The following is a 21,156-nucleotide window of genomic DNA, read 5'->3' as shown; positions in this document are numbered from 1 at the left end:
GATCTGTGCACAGGGGGGCCATGAGCCACGTCGGCATTCAGGGCTCATGCGCGTCGGACTTCGCCGGCGTGCGCGACGCGTTCGAGCGCAACTTTGTGCTGCGAGATGAGGTTGGCGCGGCGGTCGCGGCCTGGGTCGATGGGGAGCTCGTCGTCAACCTCTGGGGCGGCTGGGCCGACGCGGCCCGCACCCGGCCCTGGCAACAAAACACCCTGACCACGGTGCTCTCGGGCACCAAGGGGCTGACGGCCACCTGCGTCCACCAACTGGCCGACCGCGGCGAGCTGGACCTGCACGCGCCGGTCGCCCGCTACTGGCCCCAGTTCGGGCAGGCGGGCAAGGACGCCATCACCCTGGCCATGGTCTTGGGCCACCGCTCCGGTGTCATCGGGCCCCGCACCCGAATGAGCTGGGAAAAAGTCGCCGACTGGGACTTCGTCTGCGAGCAGCTCGCGGCCGCGGAGCCCTGGTGGGAGCCGGGCACCGCCCAGGGCTACCACATGACCACCTTCGGCTTCATCCTCGGCGAGGTGTTCCGCCGGGTCACCGGTCGGACGGTCGGCCAGTACCTGCGCACCGAGATCGCCGAACCGCTGGGCGCCGACGTCCACATCGGGCTGTCCCCGGCCGACCAACGCCGCTGCGCCGAGCGGGTGAACAAGCCGCACGCGCGAGATCTGCTGGCCGACGTGAACGCCCCCGGCCACCCGACCAGCCTGACCGAACACCCCAAGGCTGCGCTGTCGATTTCGATGGGATTCGCCCCCGACGACGAACTCGGCTCCCACGACCTCGAGCTGTGGCGCCAGCTCGAGTTCCCCGGCACCAACGGCCAGGTGTCGGCGCTGGGGTTGGCGACCTTCTACAACGCGCTCGCGCAGGAGAAACTCCTGAGCCGTGAGCACATGGACGTGGTCCGGGTGCCGCAGGGCGGTTTCGACACCGACTTGGTGCTGGGCCCGCGGGTCGCCGACCACGGCTGGGGCCTCGGCTACATGCTCAACCAGCGCGGCATCAACGGCCCCAACCCGCGGATCTTCGGCCACGGCGGCCTGGGTGGCTCGTTCGGTTTCGTCGACCTGGAACACCGAATCGGCTACGCGTACGTGACGAATCGCTTCGATGCCACCAAGGCCAATGCCGACCCGCGCAGCGTCGCCCTCAGCAACGAGGTCTACGCCGCGCTGGGGGTCATCGAGCGGGCGCACACGTAAACCGCCTTCCACCGGGCTTGGGCCCACGTCTCATCGCTGGCACGCCGGGCACCAAAACACGTTTCGGCCCTCCAGCTCCGCCGTGCGGACGGGTCCCCCGCACACCCGGCACGCCTCCCCCGCGCGCCGGTACACATACGTCCGGGGCCGACTGGGCAGGTACGACGGCGGGCCGTGGTCGTGTTCGGGCCGCACCACGACGATCGCGCCGCCGCGCAAACCGACCTTCATCAACGCCACCAGGTCGGTCCACGCCGCGTCGAATTCCGGCTCGCTGATCGCCCGGCCGGGCCGGAACGGATCGATGCGGTGGCGGAACAGCAACTCGCTGCGGTACACGTTGCCCACGCCGGCGATGACGGTCTGGTCCATCAACAGCGCGCCAATGGGCCTGCGCGACTTGGTAATCCGGGCCCACGCCGACGACGGGTCGGCGTCGGCGCGCAAGGGGTCGGGACCCAGCTTGGCCACCACATCGCTGACCTGACCTTCGTCGATCACCTCGCACACGGTCGGGCCGCGCAGGTCGGTGCCGTAGTCGGCGCCGACCATCCGCATCCGCACCTGTCCGGCCGGTTCGGGCAGCGGCGCGCCGTTGGGCCGTTCCCATTCGGTGAAGGCGCCGTACAGACCGAGATGCACGTGCACGATCGGGCCGTCGGCGTAGTGATGAAACAGGTGCTTGCCCCAGGCGCTGGTCCGCCGCAGCACCCGGCCGTCCACCACGGCCGCCGGGCCCGCGAATCGGCCCTGCGGGCTGGACACCGCGACCGGCGAACCGGCGAACCGGCGCTGGTGCAGCCGGGCCAGCCGGTGCAGGGTATGCCCCTCGGGCACCTCTCAGCCTTGCGCGCCGGGCACCGGAGGCGCCTGGTGCGTGCGTTCGTATTCGGCGAGGATGTCGATACGACGTTGGTGGCGTTGCGCTTTCGACCACGGCGTGTTCAGGAACGCATCGACGAAGGACAGCGCCTCGGCCACGGTGTGCATGCGCCCGCCGATGCCGATCAGCTGCGCGTTGTTGTGTTGACGGGCCAGCGTCGCGGTCTCGACGCTCCACGCCAGCGCGCAGCGCGCCCCCGGGACCTTGTTGGCCGCGATCTGCTCACCGTTGCCCGACCCGCCCAGCACGATGCCCAGGCTGTCGGGGTCGGCCACGGTGCGTGTCGCGGCGGCGATGCAAAACGCCGGGTAATCGTCGTCGGGGTCGTAGCCGAAGGCGCCGCAGTCGATCGGCTCGTGCCCGGATTGCGTGAGGTGCTCGATGATCCGCTGCTTGAGCTCGTATCCGGCGTGGTCGGAACCCAGGTAGACGCGCATGCCCGTCATCCTTACACAGCCGCGCGCCGCCCGGCGGGTCTCGCCGCCCGGACTGGGTCTAGTCGAATTCGGGCGGCTCCGTGCGGGTCCGCTTCAGCTCGAAGAAGTGTGGGTAGGACGCGAACGTGACCGAGGCGTCCCAGAGCTTGCCCGCTTCCTCGCCACGCGGGATTTTCGACAGCACCGGCCCGAAGAACGCCACACCGTTGACGTGGATGGTCGGCGTACCGACGTCGTCACCGACCGCGTCCATCCCGGCGTGGTGGCTCTTGCGCAGCGCGTCGTCGTACGCGTCGCTCTCGGCCGCCGCGGCCAACTCCGCCGGCAGACCGGCGTCGGCCAGCGACAGCTTGATGACCTCATCGAGGTCCTTGTTGCCCTCGTTGTGAATCCGGGTGCCCATCGCGGTGTAGAGCGGGTCGAGGACGCCGGAGCCGTGGGCCTGCTCGGCGGCGATCGCCACCCGCACCGGCCCCCAGGCCCGCTTCATGTTTTCGCGATATTTCTCGGGCAGGCCCTCGCGGTTCTCGTTGAGTATCGCAAGGCTCATGACGTGAAAGTGCACGTCGATGTCGCGAACCCGCTCAACCTCCAGGATCCAGCGCGACGTGATCCAGCACCACGGACACAGGGGGTCGAACCAGAAATCGGCTTGGTTTTTCGCGGGGGCCTTCTCGGGCATCGCAGCAGTCCTCTCCTGGCGGTGGCAGACGGTCAGAACACCGCTCTGCACAACCGTAGTCACGGTCCGCCTGTTCCCGCTCCGTCGCACCGATTACCCCGCGTGCACCGACACGTTTAAGTTGGACGCGTGGCCCTTCCTAACCTCACCCGGGACCAGGCCGTCGAACGCGCCGCCTTGATCACCGTCGACAGCTACCGGATCGACCTCGACGTCACGGCCGGCGAACGGACCTTCCGGTCCACCACCACCGTGGAGTTCGACGCGCTCCCCGGCGCCGACACGGTGATCGACATCGCCGCCGACACCGTCCGCGGCGCCACCCTCAACGGCCGCGAGCTCGACGTGTCCGGATACGACGAGTCGACCGGCATCCCCCTGCGCGGGCTGGAGAAGCGCAACGTCGTCGTCGTCGACGCCGACTGCCGCTACTCCAACACCGGCGAGGGGTTGCATCGCTTCGTCGACCCGGTGGACGACGAGGCCTACCTGTATTCGCAGTTCGAAACCGCCGACGCCAAGCGGATGTTCGCCTGCTTCGACCAACCCGACCTCAAGGCGACGTTCGACCTGCGGGTGGTCGCACCCGCGCACTGGAAGGTGATCTCCAACGGCGCCCCGGTGGCGGTCGACGCCACCGATGGGATCGGTGTGCACACCTTCGCCACCACCCCGCGGATGAGCACCTACCTGGTGGCCCTGATCGCCGGCCCGTACGCCGAGTGGAAGGACTCCTACAGCGACGAGCACGGCGAGATCCCGTTGGGCCTCTACTGCCGGGCCTCGCTGGCGCAGCACATGGACGCCGAGCGGTTGTTCACCCAGACCAAGCAGGGATTTGGCTTCTACCATAAGAACTTTGGGCTACCGTACGCGTTCGGCAAGTACGACCAGCTGTTCGTCCCCGAGTTCAACGCCGGCGCAATGGAAAACGCCGGGGCGGTGACATTCCTGGAGGACTACGTCTTCCGCAGCAAGGTCACCCGGGCCTCCTACGAGCGGCGCGCCGAGACGGTGCTGCACGAGATGGCGCACATGTGGTTCGGGGACCTGGTCACCATGACATGGTGGGACGACCTGTGGCTCAACGAGTCGTTCGCGACGTTCGCGTCGGTGTTGTGCCAAAGCGAGGCAACCGAATTCACCGAGGCGTGGACGACGTTCGCCACCGCCGAGAAGTCGTGGGCGTACCGTCAGGACCAATTGCCGTCGACGCATCCGATCGCGGCCGACATCCCCGACCTGGCCGCCGTCGAGGTGAACTTCGACGGGATCACCTACGCCAAGGGCGCTTCGGTGCTCAAGCAGCTCGTCGCCTACGTCGGGCTGGAGCAGTTCTTGGCCGGCCTGCGCGACTACTTCCGCGCGCACGCGTTCGGCAACGCCACGTTCGGCGATCTGCTGGCCGCGCTGGAGCAGGCGTCGGGCCGCGACCTGTCGAATTGGGGTCGGCAGTGGTTGAAAACCACTGGGCTGAATACGCTTCGGCCGGACTTCGGCGTCAACGCGGACGGCAGGTTCACCCGGTTCGCGGTGACGCAGGGCGGCGCGGAGCCGGGTGCGGGCGAGACCCGGGTGCATCGGCTGGCGATCGGGATCTACGACGAGGACGGGGCCGGCAAGCTGGTGCGGGTGCACCGCGAGGAGCTCGACGTCGAGGGCTCCGTCACGGAAGTCCCCGCGCTGGTTGGCGTTTCGCGTGGCCAGCTGATCCTGGTCAACGATGACGACCTGACCTATTGTTCGCTTCGGCTGGACGCCGAGTCGCTGCGGACCGCGCTGGAGCGCATCGCCGACATCGCCGAGCCGCTGCCGCGCACGCTGATCTGGTCGGCGGCGTGGGAGATGACCCGCGAGGCGGAACTGCGGGCCCGTGATTTCGTGGCGCTGGTCTCGGGCGGCGTGCGGGCCGAAACCGAGGTCGGGGTGGCGCAGCGGCTGCTGCTGCAGGCCCAGACGGCGCTGGGCTCCTACGCCGAGCCGGGGTGGGCGCGTGAGCAGGGCTGGCCGCGGTTCGCCGACCGGCTGCTGGAACTGGCGCGCGGCGCGCGGCCCGGCTCGGATCACCAGCTGGCCTTCGTCAACACGCTGTGCTCGTCGGTGCTGTCACCCCGGCATGTGGTGGTCCTGGCCGACCTGCTCGACCGCGACCCCGCCGACCTGGGGCTGGCCGGCCTGCAGGTCGACACCGACCTGCGCTGGCGCATCGTGACGGCGCTGGCCACCGCCGGCGACATCGACGCCGACGGGCCCGCGACGCCTTTCATCGACGCCGAGGTGCAGCGCGACCCGACCGCCGCCGGCAAGCGACACGGCGCCCAGGCGGCGGCGGCGCGTCCGCAACCGCGGGTCAAAGAAGAGGCCTGGACCACGGTGGTCGAGGACGACACCCTGGCCAACATCACGGCCCGCGCGATCATCGCGGGCTTCGCTCCGCCGGGGCAAGGCGAACTGCTCACGCCGTTCACCGCGCGCTACTTCGAGGCCATACCGGGGGTGTGGGCGCGGCGATCCAGCGAGGTCGCCCAGACGGTGGTGGTCGGCCTGTACCCGTCCTGGGACATCAGCGACGCCGGGGTCGCGGCCGCGGACGAGTTGTTGGCCGCCCCGGAGTCAGAGGTGCCGCCCGCCCTGCGTCGCCTGGTGCTGGAGGGCCAGGCCGGCGTGAAGCGGGCCCTGCGGGCCCGCGCGTTCGACAGCGCCGCCGCCAACTAACCACGCCGAGCGTGCGTGTCTGTACAGGATCGACCGGCGTGTCGCGTACAACTGCGCACGCTCGCCGGGGACCGGGCGGCTAGGCCACGGCTAGGCCGGCCGGGCGGCTAGGCCGGGGAGATCCCGGCGCTGAGCACGCGGATCGCGCTGACCAGCCCGTCGACCAGTTCGCCCTGCTCGAACGCCGACGCCGCGGCGGCCACCCCCAGCGGCGCGGCCGATTCGGCGCCGCGGCCCCGGACCTGGGCCCCGTAGACCACCTCGATGGCGCACTGGTCGGGCGAGACGGCGAGCAACACCGCGTTGTCCGGCGTCGGCACCTGGGCCAGAATCTCGCGGGCCCGGGCGGCGGTGTCGCTCCCCAGGTCGCCGAGGTAGATGGCGAACCGCGCCCGCGACGCCCGCGAGCCGTACTTCAGCGCGTCGTCGATGGCGACCAGGTCCTTGGTCGGGAACGGGTAGTGCACGGACAGCTCGCCGGGCTCGGTGACCCCCGAGATCCGTCCGCTGGTGGTGATCACCGAACCCGCGGGCAACTCGCTGGGCTCGATCGTCGCTACCTCACCACGTGCCACTGGCGCCACCTCCGACCGAAAATTCCGATGTGCCATGCCCGCCGTGCGCGCCGCCGACGTCCTCGTCGGTGGCGGCCCACAGGATCGGGGCATGCGTCCACTTCTCCGACAACGTGTAGGTCGCGGGGTGGGGCCCCTTGTGCAACCAGATCAGCACCGACAGCACGAGCACCAGCAACAGCGGGATTCCGATGAAGTACAGGTGGATCTCCAGAAGGCTCACGACGCAAACCGTATCCCACCGGGCGATCCACCGGCACCCGGACATCGGAAGCGCGTCCTACGCCGCGCCTTCGCCGAGGTATCGGGCCCAGGCCGGGTCCAGTTCCTTGACCGTCGACAGCAGTCGCCAGTGCTGCCCCGTCGGCGGCAGCGGGGCCCGGCGCAGCGCCCAGCCCAGCTCGGCGAGCAGCTTGTCGCCCTTGCGGTGGTTGCACGTCGAGCAGCACGCGACGCAATTTTCCCAGGAGTGGTCGCCGCCGCGGCTGCGTGGCACCACGTGGTCGACAGTGTCGGCCTTCGCCCCGCAGTAGGCGCAGCAGAACCGGTCGCGGTGCATCAGCGCGGCGCGGGTCATCGGGACGCGCGCGCGGTACGGAACGCGCACGTAGGAGCGCAGCTGGATCACCGACGGCACCACGATCGACCTGGTCGCCGAGTGGATCACCGGCCCGGCCGGGTCGTCGTGCACGACGTCGGCCTTGCCGCAGATCACCATGACGATGGCCCGCCGCATCGGCAGCGCGGTCAGCGGCTCGTAGGTGGAATTGAGCAGCAGGACCCGCCGGCGACTCCAGATCGACGCGCTCTCGTGGCGGGTGGGCGGGTGAGTGTCGACGCTGTGCAGGGATGACGCGGTTGTGGGCCCGGTTAACCCTGCCGCGGCACCGGGACTGCGGTGGCTGCGGCGTCTCTTGCCATGCGCCATAGATCCTCCGCGGATAGTCCACCATGATTCGCCGCCAATCGCACGCCTATTGCAGACGCGCGCCATGTCGAGCCGGTGAACAGCAGGCGTGCGCGGCCGTGTCGCGAGGGTCGCCTCGCGTCGCCGGCGGGCCGATGCACCACAATGGGAGGCGATGGATCAGGTGAGCTTCTACGATGCCGTCGGCGGTGCCGAGACCTTCCACGCGATCGTGTCGCGCTTCTATGCGCAGGTCCCGGAGGACGAGATCCTCCGCGACCTGTACCCCGCGGACGACCTGGACGGCGCCGAGGAGCGGTTGCGCATGTTCCTCGAGCAGTACTGGGGTGGTCCGCGGACCTACTCCGACCGGCGCGGGCACCCGCGGCTGCGGATGCGGCACGTTCCGTTCCGGATCACCCCGCTCGAGCGCGACGCCTGGCTGCGGTGCATGCACACCGCGGTGGCGTCCATCGACTCGCAAACCCTCGACGACGAGCATCGCCGCGAGTTGCTCGAGTACCTGGACATGGCCGCGCACTCCCTGGTCAATTCGTCCCTGTGATGCCAAGCAACTGAACGGAGCGGCATGAGCCCCGAGCCATGGTGGTCAAGCGCGGTCTTTTACCAGGTGTATCCGCGGTCGTTCGCCGACAGCGACGGCGACGGGGTCGGCGACCTGGACGGCCTGACGGCGCGGCTGGGGTACCTGGAACAGTTGGGTATCGACGCGATCTGGCTGAACCCGGTCACCGTGTCGCCGATGGCCGATCACGGCTACGACGTCGCCGATCCGCGCGACATCGACCCGCTGTTCGGCGGGATGGCCGCGATCGAACGGCTGATCGCCGCGGCGCACGAGCGCGGCATCAAGGTCACGATGGACGTGGTGCCCAACCACACCAGTTCGGCGCACCCGTGGTTTCAGGCGGCGCTGGCCGCCGGCCCGGGCACCGACGCGCGGGAACGCTATTTCTTTCGCGACGGTCGAGGCACCGCCGGGGAGCTGCCGCCGAACAACTGGACGTCGGTGTTCGGCGGGTCGGCCTGGACCCGGGTGGTCGAACCGGACGGCAACCCCGGCCAGTGGTATCTGCACCTTTTCGACGCCGAGCAGCCCGACCTCAACTGGGAACACCCGGACGTCTTCGACGACTTCGAGAAGACGCTGCGCTTCTGGCTGGAGCGCGGTGTCGACGGCTTCCGCATCGACGTGGCGCACGGGATGGCCAAGCCGCCCGGCCTGCCGGACTCGCCGGACGTCGAGGCCAAGGTGTTGCACCACACCGACGACGACCCGCGCTTCAACCACCCGAGCGTGCACGAGATCCACCGCGACATCCGCAAGGTCGTCAACGACTATCCCGGAGCGGTGACCGTCGGCGAGGTCTGGGTCACCGACAACGCCCGCTGGGCGGAGTATCTGCGGCCCGACGAACTGCACCTCGGCTTCAACTTCCGGCTGACCAAGATCGACTTCGACGCGCGAGAAATCCACGACGCGATAGACAATTCGTTGGCCGCCACCGCAATCGAAAAGGCCATCCCGACGTGGACGCTGTCCAACCACGACGTCGGCCGCGAGGTCACCCGCTATGGCGGTGGCGAGGTCGGGCTGCGCCGGGCGCGGGCCATGGCGATGGTGATGCTCGCCCTGCCCGGCTCGGTGTTCGTCTACAACGGCGAAGAGCTGGGCCTGCCCGACGTCGAGCTGCCCGACGAGGTGCTGCAGGACCCGACGTGGGAACGGTCGGGACACACCGAGCGAGGCCGCGACAAGTGCCGGGTCCCGATTCCGTGGTCGGGCGAGGATCCCCCGTTCGGGTTCTCCAGCTCCGCCGACACCTGGTTGCCGATGCCGGCGGAGTGGGCGGCGCTGACCGTGGAGAAGCAGCGCGCGGATCCCGACTCGACGCTGTCCTTCTATCGGAAGGCACTCGAGTTACGCAGGGAGCGAGCCGAATTCGAGGGCGGCGAGCTCGAGTGGCTGACCGCCACCCCCGAATTGCTGGTCTTCGAACGCAACGGCGGCGCCTTGGCGTGTGCGCTGAACGCCGGCCGCCTGCCGATGGCCCTCCCACCGGGAGAAGTGATCTTGGCCAGCGCGCCGCTGGTGGACGGCAAGTTGCCGCCGGACGCGGCGGCCTGGCTGGTGTAGCCGCCACCCAAATCGAGCGCCTCGCCGCCGAGTGCCCTATATGTGTTACATGGCGCCCTATGCGTGGACAGTGATCGGAGCGGGACCCGCGGGCATTGCGGCGGTGGGAAGGCTTCTCGACCGGGGAATTCCGAACGACGAGATCGCCTGGATCGATCCCGCCTTTGCGGCCGGCGACCTGGGTCAAAAGTGGCGGTCGGTGTCGAGTAACACCATCGTCGGGACATTCCTGAGCTTCCTGAATGGCTCATCCGCGTTTCGGTTTTCGGAGGCGCCGCCCATGCCGCTGCGGGAAGTCGACCCCGACGAGACGTGCGCCCTTGGTCTGGTCGCGGATCCCTTGGTCTGGATCACTCAGCACCTGCGCGAAAGGGTGAACGCCTTCGAGACGACGGCGACCGCCCTCTCGCTTCGCCGCCGCCACTGGACAATCGAGACGGAGCGTCACGAGGTCGCCTCCGAGAATGTGATCCTCGCCGTGGGTGCGGTTCCGAAGAAGCTCGACTATCCCGGCCTGGACGAGATTCCGGTGGAGGTCGCCCTCGATCCCGAGAAGCTGGCCGATCAATCGTTGGACGGTGCAACGGTGGCCGTCTTCGGCTCCTCGCACTCGTCGATGATCGTGTTACCGAATCTGCTGTGCCATCCCGTCAAAAGGGTGATCAACTTCTATCAAAGCCCGCTGAAATATGCCGTGTATCTGGACGATTGGATCCTGTTCGACGACACCGGCCTCAAAGGGCGCGCGGCCGAATGGGCCCGCGAGAACATTGACGGGGCATATCCGGACCGCCTGGAGAGATGCTGGGTGGCCGGCCCCGAATTCAGCGAGAAACTCGACGCCTGCGACCGCGTCGTCTATACCGTTGGATTCGAGCGCAGAAAATTACCGGAGACCCCGCAGTGGGGGCAGCTGGAGTACAACCAACAAAACGGCATCATCGCTCCCGGCCTGTTCGGTCTGGGCATCGCCTTTCCCGAATATGCCGAAGATCCCTATGGATTCGGCCAATATCGGGTCGGGCTCAAGAAGTTCATGGACTACCTGGATTCGATTCTGCCGCTCTGGTTGCGTTACGGCCCGTGACCGGGCCCGCCTGGCCCTTTAAACTCGCGCTGAGCTAAATGCGCTCAGCGCAGCACCAGCGCCGCATGGCCGCGGCGTCGGTACACCGAGCCGAACTTGGCGTCGACCCGCAGCCAGTTCGGCAGGATCCGGATCCGGACGATCTCGTCGGCGCCGATCGCATCGGGTGACTGCGGCAGGAAACCCATTGCGGTCAAGGCGAACACGCAGCGCATCGGGAGGCCGACGCTGACGTCGGCCGCGCTGACCCGGATGACCTCCTGGTCGAGCAGCGAGACCGGCGGGCCATGGGAACCGCCGTGTTCCCTGGCGAGTCGCGCGCCGCGCTGCGCCAGGTCCAGCATCACCCGCGCGGGGACGTCTTCGAGGTGGGTGAAGCCGGATTCCGGCGGCAGCGCGCCCCGCCACGCCGAGTCCATGGCGAAGCCCGGGTCGACGTAGCCCGAGGCGTCCATTGCCGCCAGGCCGCGCGCCAGGGCGTCCGCGGCCACCGACAAGTCGTCGGGCCGCACCCTGCCGACGACCACCCGGCTGGCCAGCACGTCGAAACCCGTTGCCACCCAGGCCGTCAGCTGCCCGGCGGATCGAGCGCGAAGCCGGATGACGGCGGCGTCGTCGAGCCGCGCCGCGTGATCGACGAACGTGCCCAGATCCCCGCGGTGCGTGGCGTCACGCAGCCACAGCCCGCGCTCGGCTGCCCTGTCTAGTCCCGGAGCCACCGTTGCAGATACTCCCGATGCTGTGGCGAAAGCCGGACCAGCCGCTGCTCCTCGATATGGACCGCGGCCAGCTGCGACTCGGCGATGACGGCGGGCCTGGACTGCGGGTCCGCGTTGACCGAGCGCACCTCGTAGCCCAGCGTGAAGTCGACCGCCCGCAGCCGCTTGGTCCACATGGTCACCTGCAGAGGCGAATCGGCCAGCCGCAGCTGGTCCTTGTAGGTGACCCGGACGTCGGCGATCAGCAGCCCGACGGAGGCGATGTCGGCGGCGAATGGCTCCTTGAGGAAGGGGACGCGCGCCTCTTCGAGGATGGTGACCATGGTGGCGTGGTTGATGTGCTGGTACATGTCGATGTCGGACCAGCGCACCGGCACGCCCGCGACGAAGCCGATGCTCAACTCGACGATCCCCTCCCGCTGGTGCGGGTCATCCGGCGGATCTGCCGCGCGGCCACCGACAGCGTCGCGAGATCCTTTGCCCCGCTTTCCTGGATCTCGGTGAGCGTGCGACGGGCCCGCTCCACCCGTGATGCGCTGATGTGCTCCCACTCGGCGATCTTTTCTTCGCCGCTCTCGTCGGGCTCCCCGACGGCGAGCACGTCGAAGCACAGCGACCGCACCGAGGCGTAGATGTCGTCACGAATCGCCAAGCGCGCCAACGACTGCCAGCGGTCGAGTCGGGGTAGCTCCGAGACCGCCGTCAGCAAGGCGTCGGTGCCCAGCCGGTCCATCAGGGCGAAATAGGTGTCGGCGACCTCGGCGGTGTCGATTTCGGTGATGTCGCCGATGTCGATGATGTCGAGCAGGCTGTAGCGGTACAGGCCGGCCGCGACCATGTAGGCCAGGTCCTTGGGCGCCCCCTGCGACGCGAAGTCCGCGGCTTCCTTTTCCACGATCGCCTTGTCGTCGCCGCGCAGCCACTCCGACATCCGTGGCGTCAGCTCTTTGACCTTCGCGGCGAACCGGTTGATCTCGGCGCCGACGGCCAGGGGCTGCGGGCGGTAGTTGAGCAGCCAGCGTCCGGCGCGGTCGATCAGCCGCCGGGTGTCCAGCGTCAGCCGGTCCGACACCGCGACGGGCAGGTTCGCCGCGCGGATCTGCCGCCAGATCTCACCCACACCGAAGATGGCGTCGGTGGCGGCGTAGGTGCGCACGGCGTCGATCGGCCCGACACCGACGTCTTCGGTGATCCGGAACGCGTAGCTGATGCCCGCGGCGTCCACCAGGTCGTTGACCAACATGGTGGTGACGATTTCGCGGCGCAGCTGGTGCGTGCGGATCTCCGGGGTGAACCGTTCGCGCAGCGGCGTCGGGAAGTATTGCGGCAACCGGGATGCGAAGACATCCTGCTCCGGCAGCTCGGTGGTCAGCATGTCCTCCTTGAGGGACAGCTTGACGTGCGCCATCAACGTGCACAGCTCCGGAGACGTGAGCCCCATCCCGGCGTCGGTGCGCCGATGAATCTCCTTCTCCGACGGCAGCGCCTCCAATTCGCGGTTGAGTCCGCGCCCTTCGAGGTACTTGATTTGCATCGCGTGCACCGGCAGCAGGCTGGCGGCGTTGGCGCGGCTGGTGCCGATCAAGTCGTTTTGCTCCTCGTTGTCGGCGAGCACCAATTGCGCGACCTCGTCGGTCATCGACTCCAGCAGCGCCTTGCGCTCGCCGGCCTCGACCTTGCCCGCGGTGACCAGCGAGTCGATCAGGATCTTGATGTTCACCTCGTGGTCGGAGCAGTCCACGCCGGCGGAGTTGTCCATCGCGTCGGTGTTGATCCGCCCGCCCGACAGGTCGAACTCGACGCGGCCCCGCGCCGTCACGCCGAGGTTGCCGCCCTCGCCGATCACTTTGGCGCGCACCTGATTCCCGTTGACCCGCACCGGATCGTTGGCGCGATCGCCGACGTCGGCGTCGGACTCGGATTCGGCCTTGATGTAGGTGCCGATGCCGCCGTTGAACAACAGATCGACCGGGGCCTGCAGGATCGCCTTGATCAGCTCGGGCGGGGACATCTCGGTGACTCCCTCATCGGCCGGGCCGTCGATGCCGAGGGCGTCGCGGACCCGCGGGCTGACCGGAATGGCCTTGTGCTCACGGCTGTAGACCCCGCCGCCCTCGCTGATCAACGACTTGTCGTAGTCGTCCCAGCTCGACCGTGGCAGGTCGAACATGCGCCGGCGTTCCTCCCATGACGCCGCGGCGTCGGGGTCCGGGTCGAGGAAGATGTGCCGGTGGTCGAAGGCGGCCAGCAGCCTGATGTGCTTGGAGAGCAGCATGCCGTTACCGAACACGTCGCCGCTCATGTCGCCGATCCCGACGACGGTGAAGTCCTCGGCCTGGGTGTCGACGCCCATCTCGCGGAAGTGGCGTTTGACGGCCTCCCACGCGCCCTTTGCGGTGATGCCCATGGCCTTGTGGTCGTAGCCCACCGATCCGCCGGACGCGAACGCGTCGCCCAGCCAGAACCCGTAGGACTTCGCGACGTCGTTGGCGATGTCGGAGAAGGTGGCGGTGCCCTTGTCCGCGGCCACCACCAGGTAGGCGTCGTCGCCGTCGCGGCGTACGACTTCGGGTGGCGGGCTGACGTTTCCGGTGGCGTGGTCGACGTTGTCGGTGACGTCGAGCAGCCCGGAGATGAAGAGCTGGTAGCAGGCGACACCCTCGGCGCGGGTGGCGTCGCGGTCGGCGGCGGTGTCGCCGGTGGGCAGTGGCGGACGCTTAAGAACGAATCCACCCTTGGCCCCGACCGGCACGATGACGGCGTTCTTCACCGCCTGCGCCTTGACCAGGCCCAGGATCTCGGTGCGGAAGTCGTCGCGGCGGTCCGACCAGCGCAGCCCGCCACGCGCCACCGGGCCGAACCTCAGGTGCACGCCTTCGACGCGGGGCGAATACACGAAGATCTCGTACTTGGGGCGCGGCAGCGGCAGCTCGTCGACCAGCTGGGCGTCGAGCTTGATCGCCAAGACATTACGGGCGCGCGCCGAACCCTCGCGTGTCACAAAGTAATTGGTCCGCAGGGTGGCCTGCACCAGCGACGCGAACGCGCGCAGGATCCGGTCGGTGTCCAGGCTCACCAGCGCGTCGATGTCCGCGGCGACCGCCGCGGCGGCCGCTTGGGCATCGCGGCTGGTCGGCCCCGATTCCTTTGGGTCGAAAAGCGCCTCGAACAAGGTAACCAGCGACCGCACCGTCGAGGGGTGCTCGTTGAGCACCGATTCGATGTGGGACTGGCTGTACGGAAAGCCGGCCTGCCGCAGGTACTTCGCGTAGGCGCGCATCAGCACCACCTGCTGCCAGGTCAGCCTCGCGCGCATCACCAGCTCGTTGAACCGGTCGATCTCCACGCGGCCCTGCCAGATCGCCGTGACCGCGTCCGCAAATCGCTCTGCGGTGGAATCCCTTTCGTCCTCCGTCGAGGCCAGCGAGATGGTGGGGTGCGGTTGGATCTTGAACTGGTAGATCCACACCGGGAGCCCGTCGGGCCGGGTTACCGTGAACGGTCGCTCCTCGAGCACGACGACGCCCATGCTTTGCAGCATCGGCAGCAGCTGGCTCAGCGACGCGGTGTGTCCGCCCAAAAACCAGGTGAGCTGGGCGATCCCGTCCTCGCCGCGATCGGAGAACACCAGCTTGACCGAATCGTCGGTCAGCCCATTGATGATGGCGATGTGCTCGATGGCGTCGGTGGGCGTGACGGCCTGCTTGTAGACCTCGGAAAAGGCGGTGGCGTAATGCTCGGCGTCGGCGTGGGAGACGCCGCCCTTGGAAGGCTCTGCGATGGCGGCGATCAGGCGATCCCCCCAGGTTCGCGCGGCCTCGCTGAGCAACCTCTGGATCCGGATCCGGTTGGCTTCCGAGACGTCGACCGGCGCGGCGGCGGGGGTGGTATCGTCTTCCTGGGGCAGCCGCACCATGAAATGCATTAGCGCCCAAGGAGATTCGCTGACGCGAGCGGTGAATTCCAGTCGTGTGCCACCGAATTCGTGGACGAGGATGTCCTCGATCTGCAACCGCACCGCCGTGGTGTAGCGGTCGCGGGGAACATAGACCAGGCACGAGACGAAGTACTGCAGCCGGTCGGCGCGCAGGAACAACAACGCTCGCCGGTCGGATCCCAAGTCCACCACCGCTTTGGCCATCGCCAGGAGCCGCTCGGCGCTCAGCGTGAACAGCTCCGAGCGCGGGACGGTCTGGATGACGTCGAGCAGCAGCTGGCCCGGGTGGATCGGGTCGCTGTCGGCCATCGCGAGGGCCTCGCGGACCCGGCGCGAGACCATCGGGATCTCCAGGACGTCCGCGTTCATGGCCGCGACCGTGAAGAGCCCCACAAAGCGGTGCTCGATAACCCCGGGGTCGGCGTCCTCGACGAATTCGCGAACCGCGATCACGTACGGGTAGGCGCCGTAGCGCAGATAGCTGCCGACGACGGACTGGGCCAGAACCAGCAGGTGGTCGTCGTCGGTCAGCCGGGGTCGGGAGCCGGTGCGCGTGCGCAGGACGCCGAGGCTGGTCGACCCGTCGCCGGAGACGAGGCCGTCATGCACCCGGCAATGCTGGTAGCCCAGCAGCAGGAAATTCCCGTTCCCCAGCCAGCGCAGCAGCTCCGCGACGTCCCCACGGTCCGGCGCCGAAAAGCGGTCGTCGGAGTTGGTTTCGACGGCCGCGGCCAGGTCGCCCAGGGTGGTGATGAGCTCCGCGGCGTCGGTGGCGACCTGTTCGACGTCGGTCAGGACCTTGGGCAACAGCCGTTCGACCTCGGCGAGGGCCTTGCTGTCGACGGACGGCGACAGCTGGACGTATATCCATGCCTCGCCGTCGTATTGCGACGCCCCGGGCGGCGTCGGTTCGATGCCGAGCAGGTCCCCCGACGGGCCGCGACGCACGTCGAACACCGGGGCCATGATGCCCGCGTAGCCGACACCGAGTCGGTGCAGCAGCACGGTGACGGAGTCCAGCAGCATGCCGCCGTGGTCGGTGACGACCTGCAGAGCCGGCCCGAATCCGTCGGGGTCGTCCGCCGGGTGGACGCAGACGCAGCTCTTGCGTTCCGGGCGGCACTGGCCGAGCCGATAGTGCGCCCGCAGCATGGCGGGGGTCACCATGGCCGCGGGGTCGGCCGGACCGGTGCCACCGGTTTCCGGGGTCCCCGATTGGCCGCCGCGCGGGCCGCGATAGCTGTCGACGTAGGCGTTGGTGATCCAGTCCGGAATGTCCTCGCTCTTGGTGAACGTGATCCACGGCTTGAGATCCTGCTTAGCCCCGGGATCGATCGCCATACCGGTTGCTCCCAACTCGCTGCGAATGCCGGCGGCACCGGCGCGTCGGCAGAGCTGACATTAGTCGCGGGTCAGCTTGCGATGGGTCACTCTGTGCGGCCTGGCGGCCTCCACGCCGAGCCGTTCCACCTTGTTTTCCTCGTACGCCCCGAAGTTGCCCTCGAACCAGAACCATTTGGCCTCGTTGTCGTCGTCGCCTTCCCACGCGAGGATGTGCGTACACGTGCGGTCGAGGAACCAGCGGTCGTGCGAAATCACCACCGCGCACCCCGGGAAATTCACCAGGGCGTTTTCCAGCGAGCTCAGGGTTTCGACGTCCAGGTCGTTGGTCGGCTCGTCGAGCAGGATGAGGTTGCCGCCCTGCTTGAGGGTCAGCGCGAGGTTGAGCCTGTTGCGCTCGCCGCCCGAGAGCACTCCCGCCGGCTTCTGCTGGTCGGGCCCCTTGAAACCGAACGCCGACACGTAGGCCCGGGACGGCACCTCGGTCTGACCGACCTGGATGTGATCCAGCCCGTCCGAGACGACCTCCCACACGGTCTTCTTGGGATCGATGCCGGCGCGGGCCTGGTCGACGTAACTGAGCTTGACGGTCTCCCCGACCTTGACCGTGCCGCTATCCGGCTGCTCGAGACCGACGATGGTCTTGAACAGCGTGGTCTTGCCGACCCCGTTGGGTCCGATGACCCCGACGATGCCGTTGCGCGGCAGGGTGAAGGACAGGTCCTTGATGAGGGTGCGCCCCTCGTAGCCCTTGTCGAGGTGCTCGACCTCGACGACGACGTTGCCGAGCCGCGGCCCCACCGGGATCTGAATCTCCTCGAAGTCGAGCTTGCGCGCCTTCTCGGCCTCGGCGGCCATCTCGTCGTAGCGCTGCAGGCGCGCCTTGCTCTTGGCCTGCCGCGCCTTGGCCCCGGACCGGACCCATGCCAGCTCCTCGGTCAGCCGCTTCTGCAGCTTGGCGTCCTTGCGGCCCTGCACCGCGATCCGCTCGGCCTTTTTCTCCAGGTAGGTCGAGTAGTTGCCTTCGTAGGGATACGCGCGGCCACGGTCGAGCTCGAGGATCCATTCGGCGACGTTGTCCAGGAAGTACCGGTCGTGGGTCACCGCCAGAATCGCGCCCGGGTAGGCGGCCAGGTGCTGTTCGAGCCACTGCACGCTTTCGGCGTCCAGGTGGTTGGTCGGCTCGTCGAGCAGCAGCAGGTCCGGTTTGGACAGCAGCAGCTTGCACAGCGCCACGCGGCGGCGCTCACCGCCGGACAGTGTGCTGACCGGCTCGTCCGGCGGCGGGCAGCGCAGCGCGTCCATGGCCTGCTCCAGCTGCGAGTCGAGGTCCCACGCCTCGGCGTGATCGAGCTCCTCCTGCAGCCGGCCCATTTCCTCCATCAGCTCGTCGGAGTAGTCGGTGGCCATCAGCTCGGCGACCTCGTTGAACCGGTCGAGCTTGACCTTGATGTCGCCCAGGCCCTCTTCCACGTTGCCGCGGACGGTCTTCTCCTCGTTCAGCGGCGGCTCCTGCTGCAGGATGCCGACGCTGGCGTCGGTGGCCAGGAAGGCGTCACCGTTGTTCGGCTTGTCCAGGCCGGCCATGATCCGCAAGACGCTCGACTTGCCGGCGCCGTTGGGTCCGACGACACCGATCTTGGCGCCCGGGAAGAAGCTCAACGTGACGTCGTCCAGGATCACCTTGTCGCCGTGCGCCTTGCGGACCTTCTTCATCGTGTAGATGAACTCAGCCATGCCGCGGTTTTGCCTTTCTGATGCCGGATGATCTCGCGGACCATCCTAAGCACCGCGCCGCGGCCTCCAGCCCACCGCTAAGCCGACAGCGGTAGCGGTCCGCGATCGGCGGCGGGGTCACCCTGCTCGACCGGCGCGTCGGCCGCGGGGGCCTCGTCGGCGCCCTCAGCGGTGGCGGCCGTCGTTCTCTGATCCGTGTCGGGGCCGGTGTAGCTGGGCTTCTCGATGCGCACGAAGACGCGCGACAGGTCGGGACCCACCGCGGTCGCCCGCATTTCCAGCGACGAGCGCCGATTGCCGTCGCGGTCCTCGTATTCGCTGGTGTAGACGTGGCCCACCGCGATCACCGGCGCGCCCTTGCCCAGCGCGGCACCCACGCCGCTGACCAGCCTCCCCCAGCAATTGACGGTGATGAACAGCGAGTTGCCCGGTTCCCAGGCGCCGTCGGCGGTGCGGCGGCGCGAATTGCTGGCCACCCGGAACTTGATGACCTCCTGGGTGCCGACCTGCCGGCGCTCGGGGTTGTTGACGATGTGACCGACCACGGTCAGCGGGGTTTCGAACATTGGCTTCAGATTCCTTTCGTCGTTGCGCTCGTGCCGATGCCCATTCAGCGCCGGGTCATCGACAAGCCGGACCGGCCTGCGCCGCGTGGTAGGGGGGCTTGTGGAGAAGGCCGCGACTGTGGATAAGCGCCCGCGGGACGCCCCCGGAAGCTCAAAGGCCGCCCGACCCGCCGCGGCGCGCCAGTTCGGCCAGCATCGCGTTGTAGGCGGTCAGCTCGGCGTCGTCGTCGCGGTCGGCCGCCCGGTCCAACCGCCGGGCGGTGCGCGCGTCGCTGCGCGCCCACTGCACCAGCAGCGCGATCATGACGATCACCAGCGGCACTTCGCCTGCCGCCCAGGCGATTCCGCCGCCCAGCCGCTGATCGCCGAGCAGGTCGGTGTGCCAGCTCAGCCCGAGCGAACGGTAGTAGTCGGCGCCGAGCACCTTTCGGGTGCCCATCAGCACCACCCCGAAGAACGCGTGCAGCGGCAACGACGCGAACACCACGGCCACCTTGGCCAGCGGCGGGATCGGCCGCGGCGTCGGGTCCACCCCGATCACGATCCAATAGAACAGGTAGCCGCTGGCCAGAAAGTGCACGTTCATCGCCAGATGCCCGGCGTGACTGCTCACCGTGGTGTCGAACAGGTTCGACAGGTACAGCCCGTAGAACCCGGCGACAAACAAAAAGGTGGCGACCACCGGGTTGGTGAGGAACCGTGACAGGTGGCTGTGCAGCGCGGCCAGCAGCCACTCCCGCATGCCGGGCGGATCGTCTCGTCCGGCGGCGGGCAGCGCCCGTAACGCCAGGCTGACCGGGGCGCCGAGCACCAGCAGGATCGGGGCCAGCATCGAGAGCGCCATGTGGGCGACCATGTGCATGCTGAACATCGCGGGCATGTAGCGGCCGACGCCCGACGAGGTCACGAACAGCAGCGTGACGCAGCCGAGCAGCCAGGATAGCGTCCGGCCCGGCGGCCAGCGATCGCCGCGACGACGCAGCCGCAGCACGGCCGCCACGTACAGCGCGGCGAGGACGATCGCGGCGGTGCCGAAGATCAGGTCGAAGCGCCAGTCGAACAGGATGCGGGCCACGGTGGGCGGCCCGTCGAAGTCGTAGCCGATCTCGGCTTCGGGAATCGACGGGAGCCGGGCTGGGGGCGGTAGCGGCGCCGTGCGGCCCAGCCCGACGGCGATGCCGAAGGTGAGGCCGAACACGGCGGCCTCGGCCAGCGCCAGCCTGATCAGCACGCCGCGCGCTCTTTGCCGGCCCGAATCCGCTTGCAGCGCAACCACGGCGGAGCTCCGCTGCCGCCACCCGAGGCCGCCCAGCACGCACAGCGCGACGAACTTGGCGACCACCAGCCGCCCGTAACCGGTGCTCAACAGGTCGGACGGCAGGACGCGCACCAGGGCGTTCACCGATCCGCTGAGCGCCATCGCGATCCAGCACCACAGCGCGACCATCGAGAACCGCCGCGCCGCCAGGGCGAGGTGATCACCGCCGCGCAGCGCGTGGGCCAGCAGGGCGAGCAGACCACCGGCCCACAGGCTGGCGGCGACGAGGTGGATCAGCAGGCTGTTGGTGGCCAGGTCGTGGGAACCACCGGCCGACGAATGACCGGTCAGCGCGAGCGGAACGAGCGTCACCAACGACCCGGCGAACAGCAGCGGCGTCCACGACCAGCGCAGCACCGACAAGCTCGCCAGCGTGACCACCGCGGCCAGGATCGCGGTCCAGCGCCAGGCGGAGGCGGTGTTGACCAGGCCGGCCAGCGACCAGATCGTGACCGGGTTGAGGTGATCGGCCAGCGGTTGACCGGACACGTCGGAGATGGTCAGCGGGACCAGCAGGGCGGCGCACACGGCCCACACCCCGGACGCCACCGTGCCCAGGCGCAGCGCGCGGTATCCGCCGGTGTCGAGGACGCCGCTGCGTTGCGGCGGCACCAGGAACGCCGCGAAGAGGAACGACCCGACGGCCAGCACCGCGGCGACCTCCCCCGCGGCCCGGACGAACGGCAGGCCCAGCGTGGTCGCCGGGCCCGGATCGGGCAAGCCGGTGGCGGTCAAGGCGCCCGCCAGCGACAGCGCACCGATCCCCGCGGCCGTGCAGCCCGCCAGCACCGCGACGCCGATCAGCGGCGGCCACACCGGCGGGCGCCGTGTGCCCGCGGGCCGCGCAACCGTCATGCACCCAGGGTATGGGCGGGCGCGC

At 68.8% G+C, this 21,156-nt stretch carries 17 protein-coding genes; 5 read left to right on the top strand and 12 right to left on the bottom strand.

What is annotated here, in order from left to right; genetic code table 11:
- The first annotated feature begins 20 nt into the window (after nucleotides 1-20).
- Complete coding sequence (locus G6N25_RS17630) at nucleotides 21-1,214, top strand: serine hydrolase domain-containing protein (protein ID WP_083072018.1); 1,194 nt, start codon at nucleotides 21-23, stop codon at nucleotides 1,212-1,214.
- 30 nt (nucleotides 1,215-1,244) lie between these two features.
- Here the strand turns inward: G6N25_RS17630 and G6N25_RS17625 are convergent, their stop codons facing one another.
- The 3 genes from G6N25_RS17625 to G6N25_RS17615 are packed head-to-tail and all read right to left on the bottom strand — an operon-like array spanning nucleotide 1,245 to nucleotide 3,216.
- Nucleotides 1,245-2,051 (bottom strand): Fpg/Nei family DNA glycosylase, encoded by an 807-nt coding sequence (locus G6N25_RS17625; RefSeq protein WP_083072017.1) that lies wholly within the window; start codon nucleotides 2,049-2,051, stop codon nucleotides 1,245-1,247.
- Nucleotides 2,052-2,054: 3 nt separating this feature from the next.
- The gene (locus tag G6N25_RS17620) at nucleotides 2,055-2,534 is read right to left on the bottom strand and encodes a ribose-5-phosphate isomerase (RefSeq protein ID WP_083072116.1); all 480 of its coding nucleotides are present in this window, start codon (nucleotides 2,532-2,534) and stop codon (nucleotides 2,055-2,057) included.
- A 58-nt stretch (nucleotides 2,535-2,592) separates the two neighbouring features.
- Nucleotides 2,593-3,216: an Rv2466c family mycothiol-dependent reductase gene (locus G6N25_RS17615; protein ID WP_083072016.1), complete on the bottom strand. Its 624-nt coding sequence runs from the start codon at nucleotides 3,214-3,216 to the stop codon at nucleotides 2,593-2,595.
- Between the two features lie 129 nt (nucleotides 3,217-3,345).
- Here G6N25_RS17615 and pepN point away from each other — a divergent pair, with 129 nt between their 5' ends.
- Nucleotides 3,346-5,931: an aminopeptidase N gene (gene pepN / locus G6N25_RS17610; RefSeq protein ID WP_083072015.1), complete on the top strand. Its 2,586-nt coding sequence runs from the start codon at nucleotides 3,346-3,348 to the stop codon at nucleotides 5,929-5,931.
- Between the two features lie 107 nt (nucleotides 5,932-6,038).
- Here pepN and G6N25_RS17605 read toward each other — a convergent pair whose 3' ends face one another.
- From G6N25_RS17605 to G6N25_RS17595, 3 genes are all read right to left on the bottom strand, one after another.
- The gene (locus tag G6N25_RS17605) at nucleotides 6,039-6,506 is read right to left on the bottom strand and encodes a DUF5130 domain-containing protein (RefSeq protein ID WP_083072014.1); all 468 of its coding nucleotides are present in this window, start codon (nucleotides 6,504-6,506) and stop codon (nucleotides 6,039-6,041) included.
- Nucleotides 6,493-6,720, bottom strand: a complete 228-nt coding sequence (ctaJ, locus tag G6N25_RS17600) for an aa3-type cytochrome oxidase subunit CtaJ (protein WP_083072115.1) — start codon at nucleotides 6,718-6,720, stop codon at nucleotides 6,493-6,495. The genes G6N25_RS17605 and ctaJ overlap by 14 nt, the downstream gene beginning before the upstream one ends.
- A 66-nt stretch (nucleotides 6,721-6,786) precedes the next feature.
- Nucleotides 6,787-7,434 (bottom strand): HNH endonuclease, encoded by a 648-nt coding sequence (locus G6N25_RS17595; RefSeq protein WP_083072013.1) that lies wholly within the window; start codon nucleotides 7,432-7,434, stop codon nucleotides 6,787-6,789.
- A gap of 154 nt (nucleotides 7,435-7,588) precedes the next feature.
- Between G6N25_RS17595 and G6N25_RS17590 the strand changes: the two genes are divergently transcribed.
- The 3 genes from G6N25_RS17590 (at nucleotide 7,589) to G6N25_RS17580 (ending at nucleotide 10,658) form a co-directional block, all read left to right on the top strand.
- Nucleotides 7,589-7,978, top strand: coding sequence for a globin (locus G6N25_RS17590; RefSeq protein WP_083072012.1), 390 nt, complete (start codon nucleotides 7,589-7,591; stop codon nucleotides 7,976-7,978).
- A 24-nt stretch (nucleotides 7,979-8,002) separates the two neighbouring features.
- On the top strand, nucleotides 8,003-9,571 hold the full coding sequence (locus tag G6N25_RS17585; RefSeq protein ID WP_083072011.1) for a glycoside hydrolase family 13 protein: 1,569 nt from the start codon (nucleotides 8,003-8,005) through the stop codon (nucleotides 9,569-9,571).
- 70 nt (nucleotides 9,572-9,641) lie between these two features.
- On the top strand, nucleotides 9,642-10,658 hold the full coding sequence (locus G6N25_RS17580) for an FAD/NAD(P)-binding protein (RefSeq protein ID WP_083072114.1): 1,017 nt from the start codon (nucleotides 9,642-9,644) through the stop codon (nucleotides 10,656-10,658).
- Between the two features lie 44 nt (nucleotides 10,659-10,702).
- Here G6N25_RS17580 and G6N25_RS17575 read toward each other — a convergent pair whose 3' ends face one another.
- The 6 genes from G6N25_RS17575 to G6N25_RS17550 all read right to left on the bottom strand — a co-directional run bounded on the left by G6N25_RS17575 (nucleotide 10,703) and on the right by G6N25_RS17550 (nucleotide 21,131).
- Nucleotides 10,703-11,377: a hypothetical protein gene (locus G6N25_RS17575; protein ID WP_083072010.1), complete on the bottom strand. Its 675-nt coding sequence runs from the start codon at nucleotides 11,375-11,377 to the stop codon at nucleotides 10,703-10,705.
- Nucleotides 11,362-11,778, bottom strand: coding sequence for an acyl-CoA thioesterase (locus G6N25_RS17570; protein WP_083072009.1), 417 nt, complete (start codon nucleotides 11,776-11,778; stop codon nucleotides 11,362-11,364). The genes G6N25_RS17575 and G6N25_RS17570 overlap by 16 nt, the downstream gene beginning before the upstream one ends.
- Nucleotides 11,775-16,655, bottom strand: coding sequence for an NAD-glutamate dehydrogenase (locus tag G6N25_RS17565; protein WP_083072008.1), 4,881 nt, complete (start codon nucleotides 16,653-16,655; stop codon nucleotides 11,775-11,777). The genes G6N25_RS17570 and G6N25_RS17565 overlap by 4 nt, the downstream gene beginning before the upstream one ends.
- Nucleotides 16,656-16,715: 60 nt before the next feature.
- Complete coding sequence (gene ettA / locus G6N25_RS17560; protein ID WP_083072007.1) at nucleotides 16,716-18,392, bottom strand: energy-dependent translational throttle protein EttA; 1,677 nt, start codon at nucleotides 18,390-18,392, stop codon at nucleotides 16,716-16,718.
- Between the two features lie 77 nt (nucleotides 18,393-18,469).
- Entirely contained in the window at nucleotides 18,470-18,958 is a 489-nt protein-coding gene (locus G6N25_RS17555; RefSeq protein WP_083072006.1) for a single-stranded DNA-binding protein, read from the bottom strand.
- A 151-nt stretch (nucleotides 18,959-19,109) separates the two neighbouring features.
- Nucleotides 19,110-21,131 (bottom strand): cytochrome c oxidase assembly protein, encoded by a 2,022-nt coding sequence (locus G6N25_RS17550; RefSeq protein WP_083072005.1) that lies wholly within the window; start codon nucleotides 21,129-21,131, stop codon nucleotides 19,110-19,112.
- Between the last annotated feature and the right edge of the window lie 25 nt (nucleotides 21,132-21,156).

The organism is Mycobacterium heidelbergense (genome assembly GCF_010730745.1).
Lineage (GTDB): Bacteria > Actinomycetota > Actinomycetes > Mycobacteriales > Mycobacteriaceae > Mycobacterium > Mycobacterium heidelbergense.
Note: the sequence above shows the minus strand (reverse complement) of the source record. Positions and strands in the feature narration are given on the sequence as shown.

Bases quoted from the DNA above. Each gene is read 5' to 3' on its own strand.
- G6N25_RS17595 (WP_083072013.1), bottom strand. From the start codon at position 7,434: ATGGCGCATGGCAAGAGACGCCGCAGCCACCGCAGTCCCGGTGCCGCG.
- G6N25_RS17555 (WP_083072006.1), bottom strand. From the start codon at position 18,958: ATGTTCGAAACCCCGCTGACCGTGGTCGGTCACATCGTCAACAACCCC.
- G6N25_RS17620 (WP_083072116.1), bottom strand. From the start codon at position 2,534: ATGCGCGTCTACCTGGGTTCCGACCACGCCGGATACGAGCTCAAGCAG.
- G6N25_RS17565 (WP_083072008.1), bottom strand. From the start codon at position 16,655: ATGGCGATCGATCCCGGGGCTAAGCAGGATCTCAAGCCGTGGATCACG.
- ettA (WP_083072007.1), bottom strand. From the start codon at position 18,392: ATGGCTGAGTTCATCTACACGATGAAGAAGGTCCGCAAGGCGCACGGC.
- G6N25_RS17585 (WP_083072011.1), top strand. From the start codon at position 8,003: ATGAGCCCCGAGCCATGGTGGTCAAGCGCGGTCTTTTACCAGGTGTAT.
- G6N25_RS17590 (WP_083072012.1), top strand. From the start codon at position 7,589: ATGGATCAGGTGAGCTTCTACGATGCCGTCGGCGGTGCCGAGACCTTC.
- G6N25_RS17550 (WP_083072005.1), bottom strand. From the start codon at position 21,131: ATGACGGTTGCGCGGCCCGCGGGCACACGGCGCCCGCCGGTGTGGCCG.
- G6N25_RS17630 (WP_083072018.1), top strand. From the start codon at position 21: ATGAGCCACGTCGGCATTCAGGGCTCATGCGCGTCGGACTTCGCCGGC.
- G6N25_RS17615 (WP_083072016.1), bottom strand. From the start codon at position 3,216: ATGCCCGAGAAGGCCCCCGCGAAAAACCAAGCCGATTTCTGGTTCGAC.